Source organism: Luteolibacter sp. (assembly GCF_039920825.1).
GTDB lineage: Bacteria > Verrucomicrobiota > Verrucomicrobiia > Verrucomicrobiales > Akkermansiaceae > Luteolibacter.
Window position 1 is genome coordinate 56,263 of the sequence record NZ_JBDSCX010000053.1, and the last position, 21,331, is coordinate 77,593.

At 58.2% G+C, this 21,331-nt stretch carries 16 protein-coding genes; 8 read left to right on the forward strand and 8 right to left on the reverse strand.

Features of this window, described 5'->3' with window-relative positions; all coding sequences use genetic code 11:
* Nucleotides 1-42: 42 nt before the first annotated feature.
* The 8 genes from ABIQ96_RS16895 (at nt 43) to ABIQ96_RS16930 (ending at nt 12,245) form a co-directional block, all read left to right on the forward strand.
* Complete coding sequence (locus ABIQ96_RS16895; protein ID WP_348215798.1) at nt 43-2,931, forward strand: SNF2-related protein; 2,889 nt, start codon at nt 43-45, stop codon at nt 2,929-2,931.
* A 17-nt stretch (nt 2,932-2,948) separates the two neighbouring features.
* Entirely contained in the window at nt 2,949-6,338 is a 3,390-nt protein-coding gene (locus ABIQ96_RS16900) for a site-specific DNA-methyltransferase (protein WP_348215799.1), read from the forward strand.
* 50 nt (nt 6,339-6,388) lie between these two features.
* Complete coding sequence (locus ABIQ96_RS16905) at nt 6,389-6,625, forward strand: type II toxin-antitoxin system RelB/DinJ family antitoxin (protein ID WP_348215800.1); 237 nt, start codon at nt 6,389-6,391, stop codon at nt 6,623-6,625.
* Nucleotides 6,615-6,938, forward strand: coding sequence for a type II toxin-antitoxin system PemK/MazF family toxin (locus ABIQ96_RS16910; RefSeq protein ID WP_348215801.1), 324 nt, complete (start codon nt 6,615-6,617; stop codon nt 6,936-6,938). The genes ABIQ96_RS16905 and ABIQ96_RS16910 overlap by 11 nt, the downstream gene beginning before the upstream one ends.
* Nucleotides 6,939-6,945: 7 nt before the next feature.
* Nucleotides 6,946-10,224, forward strand: coding sequence for a DEAD/DEAH box helicase family protein (locus ABIQ96_RS16915; RefSeq protein ID WP_348215802.1), 3,279 nt, complete (start codon nt 6,946-6,948; stop codon nt 10,222-10,224).
* Nucleotides 10,225-10,295: 71 nt separating this feature from the next.
* On the forward strand, nt 10,296-11,429 hold the full coding sequence (locus ABIQ96_RS16920) for a PDDEXK nuclease domain-containing protein (RefSeq protein ID WP_348215803.1): 1,134 nt from the start codon (nt 10,296-10,298) through the stop codon (nt 11,427-11,429).
* A 91-nt stretch (nt 11,430-11,520) separates the two neighbouring features.
* Nucleotides 11,521-11,811 (forward strand): hypothetical protein, encoded by a 291-nt coding sequence (locus ABIQ96_RS16925; RefSeq protein ID WP_348215804.1) that lies wholly within the window; start codon nt 11,521-11,523, stop codon nt 11,809-11,811.
* Entirely contained in the window at nt 11,808-12,245 is a 438-nt protein-coding gene (locus ABIQ96_RS16930; RefSeq protein ID WP_348215805.1) for a TA system VapC family ribonuclease toxin, read from the forward strand. The genes ABIQ96_RS16925 and ABIQ96_RS16930 overlap by 4 nt, the downstream gene beginning before the upstream one ends.
* Nucleotides 12,246-12,259: 14 nt before the next feature.
* On the opposite strand, the gene ABIQ96_RS16935 is transcribed toward ABIQ96_RS16930, so the two are convergent.
* The 8 genes from ABIQ96_RS16935 to ABIQ96_RS16970 form a co-directional block, all read right to left on the reverse strand.
* Nucleotides 12,260-12,724 (reverse strand): RES family NAD+ phosphorylase, encoded by a 465-nt coding sequence (locus tag ABIQ96_RS16935; protein WP_348215806.1) that lies wholly within the window; start codon nt 12,722-12,724, stop codon nt 12,260-12,262.
* Nucleotides 12,721-13,278, reverse strand: a complete 558-nt coding sequence (locus ABIQ96_RS16940; RefSeq protein WP_348215807.1) for an antitoxin Xre/MbcA/ParS toxin-binding domain-containing protein — start codon at nt 13,276-13,278, stop codon at nt 12,721-12,723. The genes ABIQ96_RS16935 and ABIQ96_RS16940 overlap by 4 nt, the downstream gene beginning before the upstream one ends.
* Before the next feature lie 93 nt (nt 13,279-13,371).
* Nucleotides 13,372-14,253, reverse strand: a complete 882-nt coding sequence (locus ABIQ96_RS16945; protein WP_348215808.1) for a hypothetical protein — start codon at nt 14,251-14,253, stop codon at nt 13,372-13,374.
* 15 nt (nt 14,254-14,268) lie between these two features.
* Entirely contained in the window at nt 14,269-16,224 is a 1,956-nt protein-coding gene (gene acs, locus ABIQ96_RS16950) for an acetate--CoA ligase (protein ID WP_348215809.1), read from the reverse strand.
* A gap of 157 nt (nt 16,225-16,381) precedes the next feature.
* On the reverse strand, nt 16,382-17,773 hold the full coding sequence (locus ABIQ96_RS16955) for a hypothetical protein (RefSeq protein ID WP_348215810.1): 1,392 nt from the start codon (nt 17,771-17,773) through the stop codon (nt 16,382-16,384).
* A 17-nt stretch (nt 17,774-17,790) separates the two neighbouring features.
* A complete protein-coding gene (locus ABIQ96_RS16960) occupies nt 17,791-19,008 on the reverse strand; it encodes a hypothetical protein (RefSeq protein ID WP_348215811.1) in 1,218 nt (405 codons plus the stop codon).
* Nucleotides 19,005-20,708 carry a HAMP domain-containing sensor histidine kinase gene (locus ABIQ96_RS16965; RefSeq protein ID WP_348215812.1) on the reverse strand — a complete coding sequence of 568 codons (1,704 nt, stop codon included), beginning with the start codon at nt 20,706-20,708 and terminating at the stop codon, nt 19,005-19,007. Before ABIQ96_RS16965 ends, ABIQ96_RS16960 begins: the two co-directional genes overlap by 4 nt.
* Entirely contained in the window at nt 20,705-21,331 is a 627-nt protein-coding gene (locus tag ABIQ96_RS16970) for a hypothetical protein (protein ID WP_348215813.1), read from the reverse strand. The genes ABIQ96_RS16965 and ABIQ96_RS16970 overlap by 4 nt, the downstream gene beginning before the upstream one ends.

The window sequence follows — 21,331 nt, forward strand, 5'->3', positions numbered from 1 at the left end:
AGCTAGTTTTTGTCTAATAACGCTATTTAGAATCAGGACCGGATGACCCCCTACCACGCGAAATACTACGCCCACGAACTCAGCCGCTCGGGTGGCGAAGGGGTGGATCGCTTGGGACGCGCACTTTTCGACGCTACCGTCACTCTCAATCCCCATCAGATCGAGGCCGCGCTTTTCGCACTTCGCTCCCCGCTCTCCAACGGTGCCCTTCTTGCGGACGAAGTCGGACTCGGCAAAACCATCGAGGCCGGACTGGTCCTTTGCCAGTATTGGGCGGAAAGCCGTCGCAGGTTGCTGATCATCACTCCAGCCTCCTTGCGCAAGCAGTGGGCTTTAGAGCTTGAGGAGAAATTCAACCTGCCGTCCGTCATCCTCGACGCCCACTCCTACCGGGAGTTTCAGAAAAGCGGCCACGCCTCACCGCTGGAGCAGAACCGGATCATCATCTGCTCCTATCACTACGCCGCTCGTTTGGCAGAAGATATCAAGCCCATCCCGTGGGATCTCGTCGTCATGGACGAGGCCCACAAGCTTCGGAACTGCTACCGCGAGAGCAATCGTCTGGGCCAGGCCATCCGCCACGCCACCGAGGGCAGGAAAAAAATCCTCCTCACCGCCACCCCGCTTCAGAACTCGCTCGTCGAGCTCTACGGCCTCGCCTCGCTGATCGACGAACGGCTCTTCGGCGATCTCCCATCCTTCCGCACCCAGTTCGCGAATGCCGGCGGCGACCTTGCATCACTCCGCGAGCGCCTCGCCACCTTCTGCCACCGGACTCTCCGCAGCCAGGTCCTTGAATATGTGAAATACACGCGGCGGCGCTTGCTCACCCGGCCTTTCACCCCGAGCGAGCAGGAACACAAACTCTACGAAACCGTCTCCAGCTATCTGCAGCGCGACGACTGCTACGCCCTGCCTCACGGCCAGCGCCACCTCATCGTCCTTCTGGTTAGAAAGGTTCTTTCCTCCTCTCCCCGCGCGCTCGCGGGGACCTTGGAAATGATGCGCGACCGCCTTCTCCGCATCCAAGAGGATGTGAAAAACAGCGCCAGCCTTTTCGATCAGCTCATCGCCGGTGACGACCTCGATGGCGATCTGCTCGATGAATTGCTAGAGGATGCCGAGGATGCGGAAATCACCGCCGACGAACCCATTCCCACAGAGGAGGGAACCGCCGAGACCATCGATCCCGCCAAGCTCAAAAGGGAAATCGCCGAGCTGGAGGACTACATTCGCTGGGCGCGCAGCATCGGTGTGGACACCAAGAGCCTCGCCTTGTTGAAAGCCCTCGAAATCGGCTTCGAGCAGATGACCGGGATGAATCCTCCGGCCCCGCGGAAAGCCGTCATCTTCACCGAGTCCCGCCGCACCCAGACCTTTCTCAAAGAGTTCCTCGAAGCCAACGGCCACGCCGGAAAAGTCGTCATTTTCAACGGCTCCAACAACGATCCGGATTCGAAACAACTCTTCGAAACCTGGTGCTCCAAAAACCGCGACACCGGCCGCATGACCGGCTCGCGGCCTGTCGATTCACGCACCGCCATCATCGACGCCTTCCGCGATTCCGCGGAAATCCTCATCGCCACCGAAGCCGCTGCGGAGGGCATCAACCTCCAGTTCTGCGCACTCGTCGTGAACTTCGACCTGCCGTGGAATCCCCAGCGCATCGAGCAACGCATCGGCCGCTGCCATCGCTACGGGCAGGAGCACGATGTCGTCGTCATCAATTTCCTCAACCAGCGCAACGAGGCCGACATCCGCGTTCATGAACTGTTGGAAACCAAGTTCCATCTGTTCTCCACGCTCTTCGACACCTCCGACGACATTCTCGGTCTCGTCGATGGCACCATCGACTTCGAGCGCCGCGTGCTTGAAATCTATCAGCAGTGCCGCTCGGTCGATGAAATCAACGCCGCCTTCGAAGCGCTGCGCCGGGAACTCGACGAGCAGATCCAGTCCCGCATGAAGGAAACGAGGAAACTCCTCCTCGATCATTTTGACGAAGACGTTCACGACCGCCTTCAGGTCAGTCTCGATGGCGCGAAGCAGCAGCTTGATCGCATCGGCCGGCTGTTCTGGGCGCTCACCCGTTTCGAGCTAACAGAATGCGCGAGCTTCGACGACGATACCCTCGCCTTCGATCTCCATCAATCGCCCATCACAACCGCTCGCCCCGGGCACTACCGGTTGATTCAAAAAGGCCGTCCGAACATTCCCGGCGAGTTTCTCTATCGACTCAATCATCCGCTCGGCGAGCACACCGTCGCCCAAGGAAAAGGCCACCTGTGTCCACCTGCGGAGATCCATTTCGAAATCAGCAAGCACCCGACCAAGGTCAGTGTCATCGAGCAGCTCAAGGGCAAGTCCGGTTGGCTCACGCTCCAACAGCTCCGCATCGATTCGCTGGAGCGTGAGGAATACCTGCTCTTCTCCGCTTTCGATGATGCGGGCAACGACCTCGATCAGGAAACCTGCGAGAAGCTCTTCAGCGTGGCTGGGACTTGCAGTCCCAGTTCTCCATCTCCCGAACCTCCACCCCGTCTCAGCCAGGAAGCCGCTCGCCACATCGCCGCCACGCTGAACCGTTCGCTCGAAACGAACCACCGTCACTTCCAAGCCGCCCGCGACCAGCTCGACCGCTGGGCCGAGGACATGGAACTCGCCTCGCAGAAACAACTCGAAGATCTGAAACGCCAGATCCGCGATCTCCAGCGTCGCTCCCGCCAGGCTCCCACGCTTCAGGAGGAAAAAGCCCATCAGGATCAGATCCTCAAGCTGGAGCAGCAGAAACGCCGCCAGCGCCAACGCATCTTCGAAATCGAGGACGAAATTGAAGACAAGCGCAAAACCCTCGTCGCCGCGCTGGAGGCAAGGCTCCTACAAAAAACCCTAACAACAGCCCTCTTCACCATCCGGTGGAGAGTCGTCTAACCGCGCCCAGATTTCCCATGCCATCCACCGCCCAACTCCGTTCCCGGCTCGTCACCAAGCTCAAGGAGCTTTTCCAGCTCGACCAACCCGACCTCGACTTCGGCTTCTATCGCATCATGCATGCGAAGGCGAAGCAGGTTACCGACTTCCTCGAAAAGGATCTGCTCAAGGTCATCGAGGACACTTTCGGAAATCAGGCGGGCCAGCAGGCAGTGAATGCCCACGCCAAGGCCCGTCAGGATCTGGAGGCTGCGCTCGGTGCCGCCGCACTCGATGAAAATGGCGTGCTCAATCCCGCCTTTGCCGCGACTCCTGCTGGAGAAACCTACCTCCGCGCCATCGCCGCTGCGGATGCCGCGAAGGACGCGCTCTCCGCCGAGGGCGAGATTTACGATCACCTCCACCGCTTCTTCGAGCGCTACTACGAGGAGGGCGACTTCATCTCACGCCGCTATTTCAATCGCGAAACCGCCGGTCGCGCCGCGCCCTTCGCCATTCCCTACAATGGCGAGGAAGTGAAACTTCACTGGGCGAATGCCGACCAGTATTACATCAAGACCGGCGAGTATTTCTCCAACTTCACCGTGGATCTCGCAAAGGCCCCTGAGATCGCGGGGGAAATGAAACTGGAAAGCACGGACAGCCTTCCCGTCCACTTCCGTCTCGTCGATGCGGTGGAGGGCGAGCATGGCAACGTGAAAGCGTCCGATGCCACCAAGCGCTTCTTCATCCTGCACGCTGAAGACCCCGTCGGCTTTAACGAAGCGGGCGAACTCGAACTCCGTTTCGAATACCGTCCCGATCCCGACAAGCCGGAGAAATCCAAGGAAGGCAAATGGCAGGAGGAACTCCGCGCCCAGGCCACCGCGAAGCTGTTGGAACACCTCGCCGGACTTCCGCAAGCCGCCGCCTACCATCGCCTGCTTGCCGCCAAGGTGCCGACCGAGGCGAACAAGGACCGCACCCTGCTGGCGAAATACCTCCACCAATACACCGCCCGCAACACCGCCGATTACTTCATCCACAAGGACCTCGGCTCCTTCCTCCGCCGCGAGCTGGACTTCTACATCAAAAACGAGGTCATGCGCCTCGACGACATCGAGAACGAGGACGCGCCGCGCGTGGAAACCTACCTCGCTAGGATCAAGGTCCTCCGCACCATCGCCCGGCAGCTCATCGCCTTCGTCGCCCAGTTGGAGGACTTCCAGAAAAAGCTCTGGTTGAAGAAAAAATTCGTCGTCGAAACGAACTACGGCATCACGGTTGATCGTATCTTCTCAATTGGTGAAGACGAAGATGATCTAAAAAAGCAGGCTGAAATTTTCAAAGAGAGAGATTGGCTTTTAGCGCAGATCATCGTCAACGACGCCCAGCGCGAAGAATGGGAGAAGCTCTACGCGATCCATGAAATTGAAGGCAAAGCCTCCGGCGATCTTCTCCAAGCCGCCACTCCCGGCTATTCGGCACCGCTGACGGTGGAATTCCTGAAATCGCAGCCTTTCCTCGTGCTCGATACCCGGCACTTCTCGGAAGAGTTCAAGGCGAAGCTAGTGGAGAGCATCGAAGGTTTCGATGAGCAGTGTGATGGGCTGCTGGTGCATTCGGAGAATTTTCAGGGGCTGACGATGTTGAGGAAGTGCAGCTTTGGTGAAATAAAGAGTATTTATCTTGATCCGCCATACAATCTTGGTAGCGGCGATTTTTGCTATAAAGATCAATATAGAAGCTCGTCCTGGATATCGTTTATGGCCTGCTCAATGGCAGCGATGAGAAAAATCGCAGACGATAGCGCCCTCATTGGCATTTCAATAGATGACAATGAATTTATTTCGCTTGGGCATATAATGCAGGATGAATTTGGTCGCTCAAACAAGCTCGCTTATGCTCCCTGCAAGGCTGAACCAAGCGGTGGCAAACAAAAAACGGGGATTCGATCTGGGCATGAATATCTAATCATTTATTCCAACGGGTCGAATTCAAACATATCAAGAGATCAAACTGAAGTGGGGGAACTTGTGCATGAGGATGCCAATGGCCCGTATGTGAAAGGCAGAGAACTAAGAAAGTGGGGAGATTCGTCACTGCGAGAAGACAGACCCAAACAGTTCTTTGAATTGAAGGCCCCGGATGGGTCAATCGTTCTTCCATACCGAAACGATGGTAAGGAAGGACGCTGGAGATGGGGAAAAGACAATCCTTTGATAAAAGAGGCTTTGTCCGAGCCGGAGGTATTCCACTGGGAAAAGACCCCTTTTGACAACGGGATTGTTATCGACAGAAAAAATGATAGATGGGATCCATTTGAGAAAATCCGAGAAACGCACAAGCAATCGGGATGGGGCACGTGGCTGGATCAACAGGGAACCAACGCCGAAGGAACTAAAGCGCTGAAGGAATTGTTCGGTGAGAAGTCCTTTAGCACTCCTAAACCTTTGAAGTTAATCTCATGGTTTGTGAAACTTAGCGCAGACTTGTTAGCTACTACGTTGGACTTCTTCGCCGGCTCCGGCACCACCGGCCACGCCGTCATCAACCTCAACCGCGAGGACAACGGCAGACGCAAATACATCCTCATCGAAATGGGCGACCACTTCGATACGGTGCTCAAGCCGCGCATCGCGAAGGTTGTTTACTCGCCCGATTGGAAGGACGGCAAGCCGGTCAGCCGCGACAAGGGCATTTCCCATTGCTTCAAGTATGTCCGCCTTGAAAGCTTCGAGGACACCCTGAACAACTTGCGTTTCACCGAGGATGCCGAGCGCGAGCGGGCGCTGGCGGCGAATGATCCGCTGCGTCGCGACTACACCTTGAACTACCTGTTGGATGTCGAGACCCGCGGCAGCCAGAGCTTGCTCAATCTTGACGGATTTTCCGATCCCACGGCCTACACGCTCAACGTCAAGAAGCCCGGAGCCAGCGGCAGCGTCGAGCAGCCGGTCGATCTCATCGAAACCTTCAATTTCCTCATCGGCCTGCGCCTCGTCCATCTTGCCGCGCCGCAGCATTTCACCGCCACCTTCCAGCGCGTTCCCGATCCCGATCTCCCCAAAGGCACCGACACCCGCTTGCAACTCGATGGAAAAATGCAGCTCGCCCCCCATGGCGGTTGGTGGTTCCGCAAGGTCGAAGGCTGGGTGCCCAAGGACCGCGAGAACCCGAACAACGGCCAGAAGGAAAAAGTCCTCATCGTCTGGCGCAACCTCACCGGCAACCTGGAGGAGGACAATCTGATGCTCGACGAGTGGTTCCAGAAGAACCGCCTGAGCACCCGAGATTTCGAGTTCGACACCATCTACGTCAACGGCTCGAACAACCTCCCCAATCTCAAGCTGGACTCGGACACTTGGAAAGTCCGGCTGCTGGAAGAGGAATTCCACAAGGCGATGTGGGACGTGAGCGATGTCTGAGGCGCGTTCTTCGAATTTGACAAAATGAGCATTTTTGAGCACTTTTGAGCATGGCTACTCCAGAAACCACCTCCTTGTTCCGTGCCCGCGTCCCGGCCGACCGCCTGCGCAATGTGGAAGTCATCCTTGCCCGTCTCGGGATGAAACCGGGCGACGCCTTCAACATGCTCCTGGCGCAGATTGAACTGCGGGAAGCGCTTCCTTTCGAAGTGACGACCCGTCCGCCGGAACTGCTCTCCGCAGACCGACAAGCCGCCGAGTGGCAGGAGGTGCTGGGTGCCTATTAACCCGAAACCCGGCGAAGTATGGTTCGCCGATCTCGGCATGGTGGAGAAGAGCCGCCCGGTGCTGGTGCTTGCCGTCCCCGGTGGTGAAGACGCCCGAGCTCTCGTTGTCGTCGCTCCCCTGACCTCCCAGATCCGCGGGATGAATGGCGAGGTGGATCTGGGCAAGCCCCGCTGGCTCCCCAAACCCTCCGCCGTGAACGTGCAGGGATTGGCCAGCTTCGACCATCGCAAGCTCATCCGGAAGATGGGCGAACTAACCGCTGGTCAAATGGAGGAGGTCAAAGCCGCACTCCGAAGCCTGCTGAACCTGTAATTTTCCCATGCCCGCCAAGAAAGCCGCCACGAAGAGAGCCCGCAAAGTAGCTGCCGACGGGAAGCCATCGCATAAATTCCGCCACAAGCTGCTGCTGAACCAGTGGCTCATCAGCCTCTTCGGTATCGATCCTTTCCGGGAGCCGAACATTCCCGGTATCGCGAAGCCGCTGCCGTTTCATGCGCTTTCCTCGCCTATCAGCGATCCCCGGATGGAGGGCCTGGATGAGGACGGTCTGCACCGATTCTATCACAACCTCGTCAACAGCCAGCTCTTCTGGGGCGAGCAGAGCATCATCACGCGCGAGCAGTTGCGGAGCTACGAGGAAAATATCGTTCGCCACACCCGGGTTCTGAACGAGAAGCGGGACCGGCCCATCGCGTGGAAGTATTACCAGTGGCTCACGTTGATTTTTGTGGAGATCTATCTGGACCGATTTTTCCGCAATGCGGAGCAGTTGCAGACGGATTTGAACGCTTTCGTGAACCGTTTCAACGAGCACTGGAGCAACTTCGTAAACATCGCTCCCTATGCACTCGATGATTTGAACAAGGTCTGCATCCAGAACGCGACGGGCAGCGGCAAAACGCTGGTGATGCAGGTGAACGTGATGCAGTTCCGCCACTACGCGGGCCGTGCCGGGAAGGATCTGCCGCGCACGATTCTCATCACGCCGAATGACCGCCTGAGCGAACAACACATCGCGGATCTACGCCGGGCAGGCTATTTCGTGACGGAAGGGGTGAAGCCGGGCGCGCAGACGATGTTGAACCAGATCGACGTCATCGAGATCACCAAGCTCGGCGACAAGGACGGTCCGAAGACCATCGCCACTCGCAGTCTTGGCGACGAAAATCTGTTGTTGGTCGATGAGGGGCACCGGGGACTTTCGGGACAAAAGGCCAAGGAGGAAGGTGCGTTCTTTTCCCGCCGTGCCGCGCTTTGTGCCAAGGGTTTCACCTTTGAATACTCGGCGACGTTCGAGCAAGCAGTCAGCGGCACGGCTCACGAGGACGACTATGCGAAGACGATTCTTTTCGACTACAGCTATCGTTGGTTCTACGAGGACGGGTTCGGCAAGGACTATCAGATTCTCAACCTGCCAGCATCGCACCAAACGGCGGAATCCACGTACCTGATAGCCTGTCTCCTGAAATTCTATCAGAAGCTTCGGATCTACGAGGAGCGTCACGCATCGTTCACTGCCTTCAATCTGGAGAAACCGCTTTGGGTATTTGTCGGTAGCACGGTTTCGAAGGCGAAAGGAGCGGGAAGCACCAGCGATGAGAAAGCCGTTGCAGCCGACGTGGCACGCATCATCCAGTTCATCGCCGATTTTCTTGCGAAGCCGGAAGATTCCGCCCGGTGGATTGAGCGAATCATCCTCGGCAACGGCCAGCAAACCGGCCTGCTCGACGCGGACGGAAACGACATCTTCGGTGGCTCGTTCAATTACCTCGCAGAAGCGGTGAAGGGGCAGACTTTCACGGAACTTTATCGCGATATCCTCAGCCGGGTTTTCCACAATCCCGCAGGTGGACTCCTCTCCCTTTCACGGGTGAAGGGCGACGCGGGCGAGGTGGTCCTAAAAGTTGGAAACTCAGAGGAGCCGTTTGGTTTGATCAACGTCGGCGACGCGAAGGGACTCTGCGACCACATCGAGGTCGTCGCACGCGAGCACGATACAAAACTTACGTTGGACGAGAGCGATTTCTCCGAAGCGATGTTTGCTGGGATCAAGGAGTCCAGTTCGCCGGTGAATGTGCTCATCGGTTCAAAGCGCTTCGTCGAAGGCTGGGACTGCTGGCGGGTCAGCACCATGGGCCTGATGCACGTTGGCAAGAGCGAGGGAACGCAGATCATCCAGCTCTTCGGGCGGGGCGTTCGTCTCAAGGGATGGGAATGGAGCCTCAAGCGCAGCGGCCATACCTACGCGCCGCACCGCCCGCAATGGATCGAAGAGCTTGAGACACTGAACGTCTTCGGTGTGGAAGCGGATTTCATGGAGAAATTCCGCGAGTTCCTCAAGGACGAGGGACTGCCTGGCAACGAACGGAAGAAGACCATCACCATTCCGCTCAACGTCACTTTTGATTTTGGCAAGAAGCTGAAAGTCATCCGCCCTAAACTGCGCCCCGATGGTTCGCGGGAATACGATTTCAAACGCGATGCCCGCGTTCCCACGCTCGGCGAGCTGCCGGGCTATCTGGCAACGCATCCGATCCAATCGGACTGGTATCCGCGCATCCAGTCCGTCTCATCGAAAAACCGAAGCAACCTCACCGACAAAAACCGAGCGACGCTGGACGCCAGCCATCGTGCGTTTCTGAACTACGATGAACTGTATTTCGAAGTCGAGGCGTTCAAGCGCGACAAAAGTTGGTTCAATCTCAACGCCTCGCCAAGTGGCATCCGTGAGTTGTTAGCGGTGCCGGATTGGTATGATCTTCGGCTTCCGCAAACTCACCTCACGCCCGCCGATTTCAACGGCATCCGCTTACTTCAGGAAGTGGCGAAGGAACTGGTAAAGCGTTACTGCGATCACCTGTATAACTATCGCAAGCGGGAATACCTGGAACCGCGACTTGAGATCCGCGATCTCGACCGAAACGACGACAACCTGCCGCAGGATGAATTCTATCAACTCATCGTCGATGGTGACGCGACCACGGTGGTGGAAGCGATCGAACGCCTCAAGAAGGACATTGAGGACCATAAAGACGAGCTTCCTTCCGCAGGCGATCTTTCCGCCTGTTGCTTCGGAAAACATCTTTTCCAACCACTCTTCCATGTTCGCAAGGGTGGCAAGATCACGATCCTGCCCGTTGCGCTGAATGAGAGCGAATACCAGTTCGTCACCGATCTAGCAGCTTGGTGCCAGACCAACGGCGAACGCCTTGAAACAGAGGGAACCGAGATCTTCCTACTGCGCAACCAAAGTCGGGGCAAAGGTGTCGGCTTTTTCGAGGCCGGAGGTTTTCACCCCGATTTCATCCTGTGGGTGCTCACGCCCGGTCACCAATATGTCAATTTCGTGGAACCCCACGGCATGCTCCGTGAAGGTCCGGGAAGTGAGAAGGTCCAGTTTCACCAGCGGATCAAAGGGCTGGAAAAAAGGCTCAATTGCACGGATGTCAGTCTGAACAGTTTCATCCTGTCTTGGACTCGCTACCCAGAACTGCAATGGGGGCTTTCAAGGGAGGAAATGGAGAAACAGCACGTCTTTTTCATGACTGATGATCGGGAACACTATGTCGGTAAGCTTTTGTCCGCCATCCGGGGGTAGGTATTCCTCCGCCAGCAGACGGCGGGAACATTTTGCTTCCAGCATCCGCTAGATTCCCGACGATGGTGGACATGAAACCGAAACGCGCGGCCAAAAAGACCACGACGAAAATGGCATCCCGCTCCGTGGTTCGTCATGAGGAATCGCCTGTGGCAGAAACCAATGCGTCCGTGGTCGAGGACGATCTGCTGGTGGAAGTGCGCGGGCTGATCGTCTCGACGCGGGAGGGAGTGGCGCGGGCTGTGAACGCGGGCCTGACAATGCTTTACTGGAACATCGGGCACCGGATCCGCCAGGAAGTGCTCAATGAAAAGCGGGCGGAATACGGGAAACGAATTGTCCACGCACTGAGTGGACAATTGGAGGCAGAGTTTGGCAATGGCTTCGGAGCCCGCAACCTGTTCTACATGTTGCAGTTTGCCGAGGCATTTCCGGAACCTGAGATTGTGCACGCACTGCGTTCACAATTGGGGTGGACCCATTTTCGCATGCTGCTGCGGATGGATGATCCTCTGAAACGCGAGTTCTACGCCGAAATGTGCAGGGTGGAAAAGTGGAGTACCCGAGTCATGGAACAGAAAATCGACTCCATGCTCTACGAGCGCACCGGGCTCTCGAAAAAGCCGGACGCCCTCATCCGCAAGGAACTAAAAACCCTGCGTGACGAGGACCGGATGACGCCGGATCTCGTCTTCCGCGATCCCTACATTCTCGACTTCCTCGGGCTTAAGGACACGTATGCCGAAAAGGATTTGGAGACCGCCATCCTGCGGGAAATGGAAAATTTCATCCTCGAAGTGGGTGCCGGTTTCGCCTTCGTGGCCCGGCAGAAACGGATGATCATCGACGGGGAGGATCACCATCTGGACCTGCTCTTTTACCACCGCAGCCTTCGCCGCCTGGTGGCCATCGAGCTGAAACTAGGGGATTTCAAAGCCGCCTATAAAGGCCAGATGGAACTCTATCTGGCGTGGTTGAACCGCCATGAACGCGGAGAGGGTGAGGAGAAGCCCATAGGCCTCATCCTCTGTGCCGGGAAAAAGGATGAGACCATCGAGCTGCTAGACATGGAGAAGGACGGCATCCGCGTTTCCTCCTACTGGACGGACGTGCTGCCCAAGGAGCAACTCCGGCAAAAGCTGCATGAAGCGGTGATCCATGCCCGGGCGAGATTGGGAAATCAGCCCAATGCTGGAGATGAGTGATCACCCGGGATCGTCCTTTGTGATTTCGACGTGAGTACTTCAATTTCATCCAGCTTGCCATCCACCCATATTCCTGTATGGTGACCTTGTCATGAAAACCACACTGGATTTACCGGATGATCTGCTGATCGAAGCGAAGGCCGTTGCGGCGCGCCGCCGGACGACGCTCAAGGCGATGGTCGAGCATGCGCTGCGGCGGGAAATCATGCCATCCGGGAACGTCCCCGAGGATTTGAGGGACATTTGTGAAATGAACGAACTAGGGATGCTGGTGCTGAAGAAGACGGGTCGGAAGCCCTTGAGCCTTGAAGACATCCAGGAGTTTCAGGAGCAACTCGACCGTGAGGATATGGAACGCGCACTCAATCCTTCAGGAGCATGATCCTGCTGCCGGACGTCAATGTGCTGCTCTATCTGGCGAATCCAGACAGCCCGTTCCATGCGGCAGCGAAAGCATTCTTCATGCAGGCCACCAGGGAAGGCTGGGCCACTTGTCCAATCACCGAAAACGGATTCATACGGATCTTCGGCCATCCGAATTTTCCGGGTGGTACGGGAAGCGTTGAGTCGGCCCGCAAGACCATTAGGCAATGGAAGTCCCTCCCCGGACATCAATTCTGGCGGGACGATTTGAGTTTGTGCGATGCCTCTCAGTTCCCGGATTTGCCCAATTCGAAGCACCTGACCGACTGCTACCTGCTCGCACTCGCGGCAAACCGCGGTGGCAAGCTGGCCACCTTCGACAAAGGAATCAATCCAGCATGGGTTCCCGGTGGCGCACACGCCCTGCTCGTTCTCGATCCGCAAAACGCATGATCAATTGGTCTTTGTCAGTGCGCCAACCTCGGATCCGGTTGAAACGGCAGGGCGGCACCGATTTGGATTTCGGAAAATCCCGAATGCGCGGGATTGAGCAGGAAATTCCTTTCACCGGGAGTGATCACGGAGGGGACTGCCAGCACGGCGGAGCGCATCGAGCGGAGCCAGGTATCGCCGAGGTGGCGGGAGGAAATGTTGGTTTCGTCCGCGCACCAGGCGTTAGGAAGTTGGGCATCGTCGATTTCCTCGATCTGGCCATCGGGGATTTCCAGCGGGATCCAGGAAAACAGGCGGGCGAAGGCTTCCGGGTCTTCCAAGTGGACAAGCACTTCCAGAGTCGCCAGCGAGAGCGAGGAGGACGCGTAAACCACGCCGAGCCCCGGCGAGTTCCAGCGTCCGCCGTTCAGGCGCGCGCCCTCGCCGGAGAAGGCGGACGTTAGAAATTTCGTCTTACACAGCCGGAACGCGCGGGTCATGAGAAAACGCCGTGCTCGATCCTGCCTAACAAAGCCTCCACTTCCCGCGCGCCGATTTCCGTGTCACAGCAGCGCAGCGGCGTGAGGCCGCCGAGCGCGCGCTTCGGCTGGGTCATCCAGCGGCGGGCGGATTCCTTGTCTTCCAAGACATCCAACGCTTTCTGAACCACCGAACCCACGCGCAGAAGCCGCTCGGATTCATCTGGTTTGAAGCGGTCCGTACGCCGCGCGAGCGTGCGGGTGGGGATGCCGAGGATTTCCGCGAACTCTTCCGTGGAAACGCCAAGATCATCACGAAGGCTTTCAAACGCATCACGCGGCATGCCCTGGCGGAGCGCCTCGCGGATCTGCGCCAAGGTGCTGCCAGCTGCGGCAGATGTCTTCACGCCGAGGTTTTGTAAAACGGAAATCCAGTGGTCAAACACCTCAACCACCAGCGGTGCCGGGGCACCATACCCGGCAACCGGGGACTCCACCTTGGAGATGTCCGGCCCGGTATTTCCAACGACGAAATCCCCGGTAGGTTTGCGTCCACGTGGATATTTTGTTGCCATATGGCCATCATATTATGCCATATGGCCCAAATAACAAGCGATTTCTTCAACGGAAAAAAATTCGCCCCTCTTGGCGACGGGAGGACCGACTCCTCAAGCCGTCCCGGCGAGGCGGTGATTCAGGGCAATCGAACGGCGGAGGGCGCGCATCACGTCGATCAGCCCGCGGTGCGACGAGGCGGCGGCGGCGCAGGCCGGGTGATGCAGGGCGTGGCGGCTGACGAAGCGGCCGATTTCCGCATAGAGCTGGCGCATCTGGGTGTCGAGCAACGCGCTCTCGGCGCGGAGGATGGACATTTCCTTGTTGCCGTCGCCGATGATTTGAAATGCTTCCGATGCATGGACGCGGCGCGCGAGCCGCTTCTCGTTGAGCTTCGCATCGACGAGGTCCACTTTGGCATCGCCTTCCTCGATATCGACGCCGATCTGAATGCGTTGTTGCTTGAGTTCGGAGAACTTGGATTTGAGGCCGGTGAGACGTGACTTCACGTCTTCGATCGCTTTCTGGTCGGCACCGCTGTGGCTGGATTCGTTGGCGAGCACCTCGAGTTTCATTTTCAAGCCGTCATAAGCGCGGCGGACATCGCGGGCCTCGGCGACGATTTCATCCCGGCGGGCGGCGAGCGTCTCAAGCTCGGTTAGAAGAGCGACGCGCTCGTCAAACAACTCCTGATGGATCTCCGGCGTGCTGTTGAGCACGGTCGAGCGCTCCTCATGAGCCTGATCGAGACGGGTTTGGCATTCTTCGAGTTTCTCGCGGACGAGGTTGCGTTCCTTGATGAATTTCCTGAGGTTCCAATATTCCACGGACAGCTCTTCAATGCCTTCCACTTTCTCCCAGATGGCGGACCCCAGCTGGGCTTCGGCTTCGCGGAGCAAATGCATTTCGCTGGCGGCGTCGGCCATCCGCTGGTTCTTGCGGAAGTAGCCGAATGCCTGGGCGAAACGGGCGATGTAATAGCGTGATGAAGTCATGGGGGGGATTGACTTTTATTTGGAGGAGATCTGTCGTTGAAGCGCCTCGATGACGCTGAAGTCTTCGAGGGTCGTTACGTTGCCGGAAATGGTGCCCGTGCAAACGAGTTCTTTCAAGAGCCGGCGCATGATTTTTCCGGAACGAGTTTTGGGTAGACCTGGCGAGAAAAACAAGTCATCCGGCTTGGCGATCGCGCCGATCACCTTGCCAACGTGGCCTTTCAACTCAGCTTTCAGCGCATCGGACTCTTCGAATCCGCCTTTGAGCGTGACGAAGGCCGCGACGGCCTGCCCCTTCATATCGTCCGGGCGGCCGACCACCGCGGCTTCCGCGACGGCGGGGTGCGAGACGAGCGCGCTCTCGATTTCCGCCGTGCCGAGACGGTGGCCGGAAACGTTGAGCACGTCGTCGAGGCGGCCGATGATCCAGAAATTCCCATCCTTGTCGCGGCGCGCGCCATCGCCGGCGGTGTAGAGGCCCGGATAGTCGGACCAGTAAGTTTTCGCGTAGCGCTGCTTGTCGCCGTAAATCGTACGGATCATCGACGGCCACGGCTTGCGGATCACAAGGCGTCCGTCCTGACCCGGTTTGCACTCGTTGCCCGCGTCGTCGAGGATGGCGGCGTCGATGCCGAAAAACGGATGCGTCGCGGTGCCGGCCTTGCATGGAGTCGCTCCCGGAATCGGGGAAATCAGGATGGCGCCTGTCTCTGTCTGCCACCAGGTATCGACGATCGGACATCTGCCGCCGCCGATGTGCTTGTGATACCAGTTCCAGGCTTCCGGGTTGATCGGTTCTCCAACAGAACCTAACAAACGCAGAGAAGAGAGATCGTGCGCCGCCGGAAAATGATCGCCCGCCTTGATAAAGGCACGGATCGCGGTCGGCGCGGTGTAGAAGATCGTGACGCCGTATTCCTCGATCATTTTCCAGAACCGCCCGAAGTCCGGCATGTTCGGCGCGCCTTCGTACATCACCTGAGTGACGCCGTTGGCGAGCGGCCCGTAAACAATGTAGGAGTGCCCGGTGATCCAGCCGACGTCGGCGGTGCACCAGTAAACATCCTCGTCGTTCATGTCGAAAATGTATTTGCAGGTCGAATAGGTTCCCGTTAGATAACCGCCGGACGTGTGGAGAATACCCTTCGGTTTCCCGGTCGAACCGGACGTATAGAGCACGAAAAGCGGATGCTCTGAATCAAAGGCTTTCGCGACGTGCTTGGAGGGCGCGGTGGCCACTTCCTCGTGCCACCACTTGTCGCGGTTGGAATCCATTGCGATCTCGTTGCCGCAGCGGTTGAGCACGATCACGCGCTTCACATGCTTGTATTTCGCCAGCGCCTCATCGACCACCGGCTTGAGCGGAACCACTTTTCCACGCCGCCAACCGCCATCGGCGGTGATGATGACAGTGGCACCGGAGTCTTCTAACCGGTCTACCAGCGCCTCAGACGCAAACCCGCCGAAGACCACGTTATGCACCGCGCCGATGCGGGCGCAGGCGAGCATCGCGATGGCGGCTTCCGGCACCATCGGCATGTAAACGAGCACCCGGTCCTTCGACTTCACGCCGTTTTTCAACAACACGTTCGCAAAGCGGCAGACGTCCTTCTGGAGCTGCCCGTAGGTGATTATGCGTTTGTCGCCCGGCTCGCCTTCCCAGATGATCGCCGCCTTGTTCTTGCGCGGTCCGGTGGCGTGGCGGTCCACGCAATTTTCGCAGACGTTGAGTTTTCCACCGTCGAACCATTTCGCGTTCGGAGCCTTCCAATCGAGCACCTTCGACCACGGTTTCTGCCAGACGAGCTCCTTCGCCTCGCGCGCCCAGAACTTGTCGGGCCGCTCGATCGATTCCTTGTAGAGCTTCTTGTAGGCCGCCATCGACGGGATGCGGGCTTTCGCGGAAAATTCCTTGGACGGCTTGTGAACGGCGTCGTGATCGTGGCTGGTCGTGGCTTTTTTGGCGCTCATGGGTTGCGGAAAATTTGGGGCGGGGAAAACGATTTCCCGCACTACGCGCACAAACTAAGAAGCCAGCTTGCCCGCGGCAAGTCCCCAGAACCGGTTAATCCGGACTTTTTTCCGCAGCTCGTTTTCACCAGCAGATGCCGCTTCGGCAGCAATCCGCTCAGTCGTTTTCCCGGTAAGGACGACCGGTGGCGTCGATCAATTCGGCTTTGGCCAGCAGCAGGGTTTTCGAACCGTCCGGCCGGATTTGGGTGAGAAGCTGCGTGCTGCCATCCTTGTATAAATCCGTGTCCGTGATGTCAGTGCGATTCGTAATCACCGCCTCCTGGGTGGCAGGGTCGATTTCTCCGACACGATCCGTGTAGTGAAGTTTCACGTCGAGCTTGAGGCCGACCAAACTCCCCTCCACTTCCGCCACTTGCCCGACTTGATTTGGATTTAAAGCCTCCTCCCAGTCGTTAGACCCGGAGGAACGGCCGCCGGTTCCACCATCACCGACGGCTCCTACCGATTCTCCGAAACCTTTGCGACCCGCGATTTTCCCTTCCTTCGCCTGAGGATGATCGGGGAAATCACGGACGATTTCAATGGTCGCGGATTGTCCGATGCGGGCCGTCACGGTGGGCAGCGTGGATAAATTGACGCCCTTTTTCCCGGAAATCTCCTGCTGGAACGCCAGCGATTGTCGGCCCGTCATCGGATTGGTTTTCCGCACCTCCACTTGGGCATCCTTCTCCAACTCCACGACCTTCACCGTGAACTTCAGTTGCTTCGGGCGCATGGTGCAGATCACGCGGGTGAAATCCGCGATGGCGGCGGCATCGGCCTTGCGGATGTTCGACATGTTCAGTTCACCCGAATTACTCAGCGAGATCTTCGCCTCCGGATCGGAAATCAGGCCGATCTCCGTCAGAAGCGCGCCGATCGGAAGCGGCTTCCCTGCGGGTGAAATGGCTAACTGATCGATATAACTGCCAAAATCGGGCGGCACTGAGAGGGATTGCTTCACCCTGGTGTCGTCTCCTTCGAGTGCCGTAAAATGGTATTCCAGCCCCTTGCGCTCGACTTTCAGACCCGCCACGCTGGCGAGCAATCCAACGGAATCCTCAACCCCTTCAGGGTGCAGACTGAGGTGCAATTCCTCCTGATTTCCAGGTGCGATCGCAAAAGTAAGGGCCAATGGGGTCTCGCCCGTCTTGCGGCACACGTCTTCATAAGCCGCCTTCAATTTCGCCAAGGCAGCATCCAGTTTCAAGCCATCGACAACCACTGACGGCAGGATGAAATCTCCAAGTTGCTCCGGACCGTGCGTGGTCGGTGACGAAGCGGGTTGATCGTCTGCCTTAGCAAAAGCAGACGTGAGAGCCAGACAGGCGGCGACAAGCGGAGTGAAACTTCCCTTCATTCCCGCATGCTGGAATTCCCCGCAGTTTTGACAAGGGTATTTTTGATAGAGAACCGCAGCCTCCGCACGCACCCGATCATCGGCGGTGGAATGAAAAAGGTCACCGTATCCACCACCGGCGGCACCGGCTTCTTCAGGCTGGTCCACCCCTGATGGATCAAGCGTTAGAACCGGACCGTGAATTGTGCGGCGAGGAGATGCGAAACGGTGTCGTCCGCATCGTTCTCCCGCTGCACGCTGTATTGCAGCTTCAGTTGGGAGTTCGCGTTGAAACGCCACGTCGCCGCCGCATCGAGACGCGAAATGTCGTTGCCCCACGGATGTTGGCCGCCGTATCCATCCGGAACATCGTCGAAGAACTGCTGGTTCCATCGCAACGCTCCGGAGAAGTTCGTGGTGAACTTGTATCTGGCTTCCAGATAGTAGCCTAGGGTGTCCGCGTTTCCGACCAAGGGCACCTCGAATCTCGCTTCATAAACTTCCGCCCAGAGCTGCCAATGCTCCCACGCATAACTGATGTCCTGACCGAGCACCTTCTCCTTGAAGTCTCCCAGCCCCGTTCCGGGCGGCAGCAGGGGTGCCGCCTCCGCGGTGTAGTAGGCGCCCTCGCTGGCGGAAAATCCCAACGTCCAAGCCATGTCCGGATGATAGGCCAGCCGGGTGCTGACGGTGGGATATTGGAAGCCCTGGTCGACGTCGTTCCACGTCTCGGGGCTGGATGACAGGCTGGCATTCTTGATTTCCGCCGCGTAGTCCAGTTTTCCCAGCCTCCCTGAAACGGATAGACCGGTCGCATAGCTCGGTCCCCAGATCACCGGATTGTAATTGTATCTTTGGTCGGTTAGCCCATAGGAAAAATACTTCACGCTCTGCGGCGGACGGTTATCATAGATCGCGGTGGTGTTCTCGTAAATCAGCGGTGCGGTGACGAAGGGGTTGTCCCACGAAAGGTGCCGCTCGACATAGGTGCCGACGATAGTTCCGAACTGTCCCGCCTGGATGCTGAGCCTGCCATCGTCCCACGGCGTCCATCGCAGCGCATATTCATCCAGCCTGGCGGTGAGAGAGTCGTCGCTCGGATCGAATCCCTGGTCCACCCGCGCCTGCGCGAAAAAGTAGAGGCTGGATCCCAACTGCGCGTCGAGAAACAGGGTGAGCCGGGGATTGAAGAGATTTCCCCCATCGGTATAGACCAGGCCCGTCGGCCCGCCGGAAAACTGATAGTATTCGAGATCGAGCGTGCCGCTGAGCCGGGCGCGTGCCTGGCCGTCGAAGGCCGAGACGCTCAACATGTCCTCCACCCGATCTGCCAATCCCTGTCCCCGCGACGGGGCGGCCGTCACGGTGAGAAGCGCGAGGCAGATGACGCGGCAGGATTTCATGCGGTATCGGATGCGGGAGCCATGGGGAAGGAAACCTCGAATTCCGTCCAGCCGTCTCCCGAACGGATCAAACGCAAATCCCCACCGTGTAACAAGGCAAGTTCGCGGGCAATGTTCAGCCCGAGGCCGTGACCCGGAACATTTTCGCCGACGGTAGCGCGGTGGAATCGTTCGAAAACATGCTCCTGCGCTTGCTGCGGGATCCCGCCACCGGTGTTGCCGATGCGAAGGAAAAGCATGCCGTCCCGGCTTGATGAAGTGATGGAAATCGTTCCGTCCGGCAGGTTGTATTTCCAGGCGTTTTCCAACAGATTTTGGAGGATCATCGAAATATACCGCTTTTCGCCGAGCACATGGATGCCCTGCGGCACCTCCGCCCGGACCGTGAGATGCACCGCGCCGGGGATGGCGCTCAGGTCGTCCACCAGCGAGTCGATGAAATGTGATAGATCGATCCGGCCCTTTTGCAATTCCAGCCGTCCGGCATCGAGGCGCGAGAGCAGCAGAAGGTCGTGGATCATGCTCGAGAGCTTGGAGGTCTGCGAGATCAGCGCGGAAATGTCGTCACTCATTTCGCGGGTGACTCCCGGCTGTTTCTGCAATTCCTCAAGCCCGGCCCGGAGCACCGTGATAGGCGTCTTGAGCTGGTGCGACGTATCGGCCGAAAACCGCATCGAGCGGTGCAGTTCGCCGCTGGTTTGTTCCAATGCCGCCTCCGCTTCCTCACGCCGCGTGACATTGCGAGCCGAATCCACGGCAAGCCGCTCGACCGGCAGGGACAGCCGGCCGGAGATCAGATGGCTCGCCACTCCCGCCCCTAGCAGAAGGAACGCGCCCGCTCCAAGAATCTGATAGCGCAGATGCCGGCGGCGGGCCACCGCATCCTCGAAGGAATACACGCAAACTTCATAGGCGGCGGGATACAGCGAGCCGGGGTTGAGCAACTGGCTCAGGACCAGATGCGGGGAGCCGTGGACCACCACCTCGGTCGGAGCGCCCGTGGGCACCCGGCCCAGTGCCAGCGCGATTCCGGTGTCGTGCCTGTCATCGGAATCTGCTAGAGAGAAATGGCCCTGGGTCCAGATGCCGGCTTCCATGCCGAGGCTGCTGTCGTTGAGATCGAACGGTTTGAAACCCAATACGATGCTCGCGATCACTTCGTTGGTTTCCGTCGAAATGATGGGTTCCGCGATGATTTCATCCATCTCTCCGTTGCGGACGAGATAGCCGATCTGTTGGCTGCCGGGCAACGATCCCAGACTCAGCGCGGCTTCCTCCGCGGGATCGAGTTTCCCGGCATCGACGCCGGACGGTGCCGGCAGCACCCGGCCGGCGGCATCGAGAAACCGATAGAAGCGGGCCTGCAGGGGATGGTCCGAATCACCGTTCATCACGTCGCGAAGCGCGTCCGCCGCGTTTGGATAGAGCAGGTCGAGCGCGTTGTCCTCCAGCGCCGCGTGGATGCGGGGCTTGCGTGCCAGTGATTGGGAACGCTCGATCACTGCGGCGTGCCGCAGCTCGCGGGCGTGGTGCAGCGCGGCGATCTCGCTTTGGAAAGCGTGTTGGATCTGTTGCTGGCCGTCGTCGGTGACCTTTCTTTCCGCGATCCAAAGGGCGAGCGCGGTGACGCCGCACACCACCAGCATCATGCCGATCAGCAGGCGCAGTCGGAAGCCGGACATGCCTGCTGCGCCGGTCACGGGAAGTTTACCTTGATCCTCCCGCCGTTGGTGAGAGTGACTTGTTTCTCAAGCGTGGTGCGGCTGTCGATCCAAGCCTTGAGTTTGTAATTTCCCGCAGGGAGGCCACTGAGTTTGAAATTTCCGTCCGCGCCACTGACCACAAAATGCGGGGTGTCCAACACCAGGATGATGCCGCGCATGTGCTCGTGGATGTCACAGCGCAGGGTAATCATGCCCGCCTTGTCGAAGAGCTGCGAAGGGATCGGCTTGTCCTCCGGGCGATGGCGTCCGAGATCGAAGCGCTTGGCCGGGGAAAACGAGAAGACGTTGTGATAGGTGTCATCCTCGTTAGGGAATTCCACTTTCGTGCCGGTCTGAACGGCCAGCAGGGACGGATTGAAAACAAAGTCCTTCTGGATGATCTGCTTGGTCGTCTGTCCCGTGGGTTTTCCGAAATCTCCTTCCAGATAGACAATCGCGACCGGCGGATTGGTCGAGAGCACGCCGCCCTTGGTGACGATCTCGTAGCGCTTCGCCATCACCGGCGGGGACTTGCCTTTCGGGAGGTCGATATGACCTTCGACGACCGTTTCCGCATGGACGACGGTAGCTGCTAGAAAAATGAGAAGGGCGGCCTTCAT

Bases quoted from the DNA above. Each gene is read 5' to 3' on its own strand.
- ABIQ96_RS16895 (WP_348215798.1), top strand. From the start codon at position 43: ATGACCCCCTACCACGCGAAATACTACGCCCACGAACTCAGCCGCTCG.
- ABIQ96_RS16900 (WP_348215799.1), top strand. From the start codon at position 2,949: ATGCCATCCACCGCCCAACTCCGTTCCCGGCTCGTCACCAAGCTCAAG.
- ABIQ96_RS16905 (WP_348215800.1), top strand. From the start codon at position 6,389: ATGGCTACTCCAGAAACCACCTCCTTGTTCCGTGCCCGCGTCCCGGCC.
- ABIQ96_RS16915 (WP_348215802.1), top strand. From the start codon at position 6,946: ATGCCCGCCAAGAAAGCCGCCACGAAGAGAGCCCGCAAAGTAGCTGCC.
- ABIQ96_RS16920 (WP_348215803.1), top strand. From the start codon at position 10,296: ATGAAACCGAAACGCGCGGCCAAAAAGACCACGACGAAAATGGCATCC.
- ABIQ96_RS16925 (WP_348215804.1), top strand. From the start codon at position 11,521: ATGAAAACCACACTGGATTTACCGGATGATCTGCTGATCGAAGCGAAG.
- ABIQ96_RS16930 (WP_348215805.1), top strand. From the start codon at position 11,808: ATGATCCTGCTGCCGGACGTCAATGTGCTGCTCTATCTGGCGAATCCA.
- ABIQ96_RS16935 (WP_348215806.1), bottom strand. From the start codon at position 12,724: ATGACCCGCGCGTTCCGGCTGTGTAAGACGAAATTTCTAACGTCCGCC.
- ABIQ96_RS16940 (WP_348215807.1), bottom strand. From the start codon at position 13,278: ATGGCAACAAAATATCCACGTGGACGCAAACCTACCGGGGATTTCGTC.
- ABIQ96_RS16945 (WP_348215808.1), bottom strand. From the start codon at position 14,253: ATGACTTCATCACGCTATTACATCGCCCGTTTCGCCCAGGCATTCGGC.
- acs (WP_348215809.1), bottom strand. From the start codon at position 16,224: ATGAGCGCCAAAAAAGCCACGACCAGCCACGATCACGACGCCGTTCAC.
- ABIQ96_RS16960 (WP_348215811.1), bottom strand. From the start codon at position 19,008: ATGAAATCCTGCCGCGTCATCTGCCTCGCGCTTCTCACCGTGACGGCC.
- ABIQ96_RS16970 (WP_348215813.1), bottom strand. From the start codon at position 21,331: ATGAAGGCCGCCCTTCTCATTTTTCTAGCAGCTACCGTCGTCCATGCG.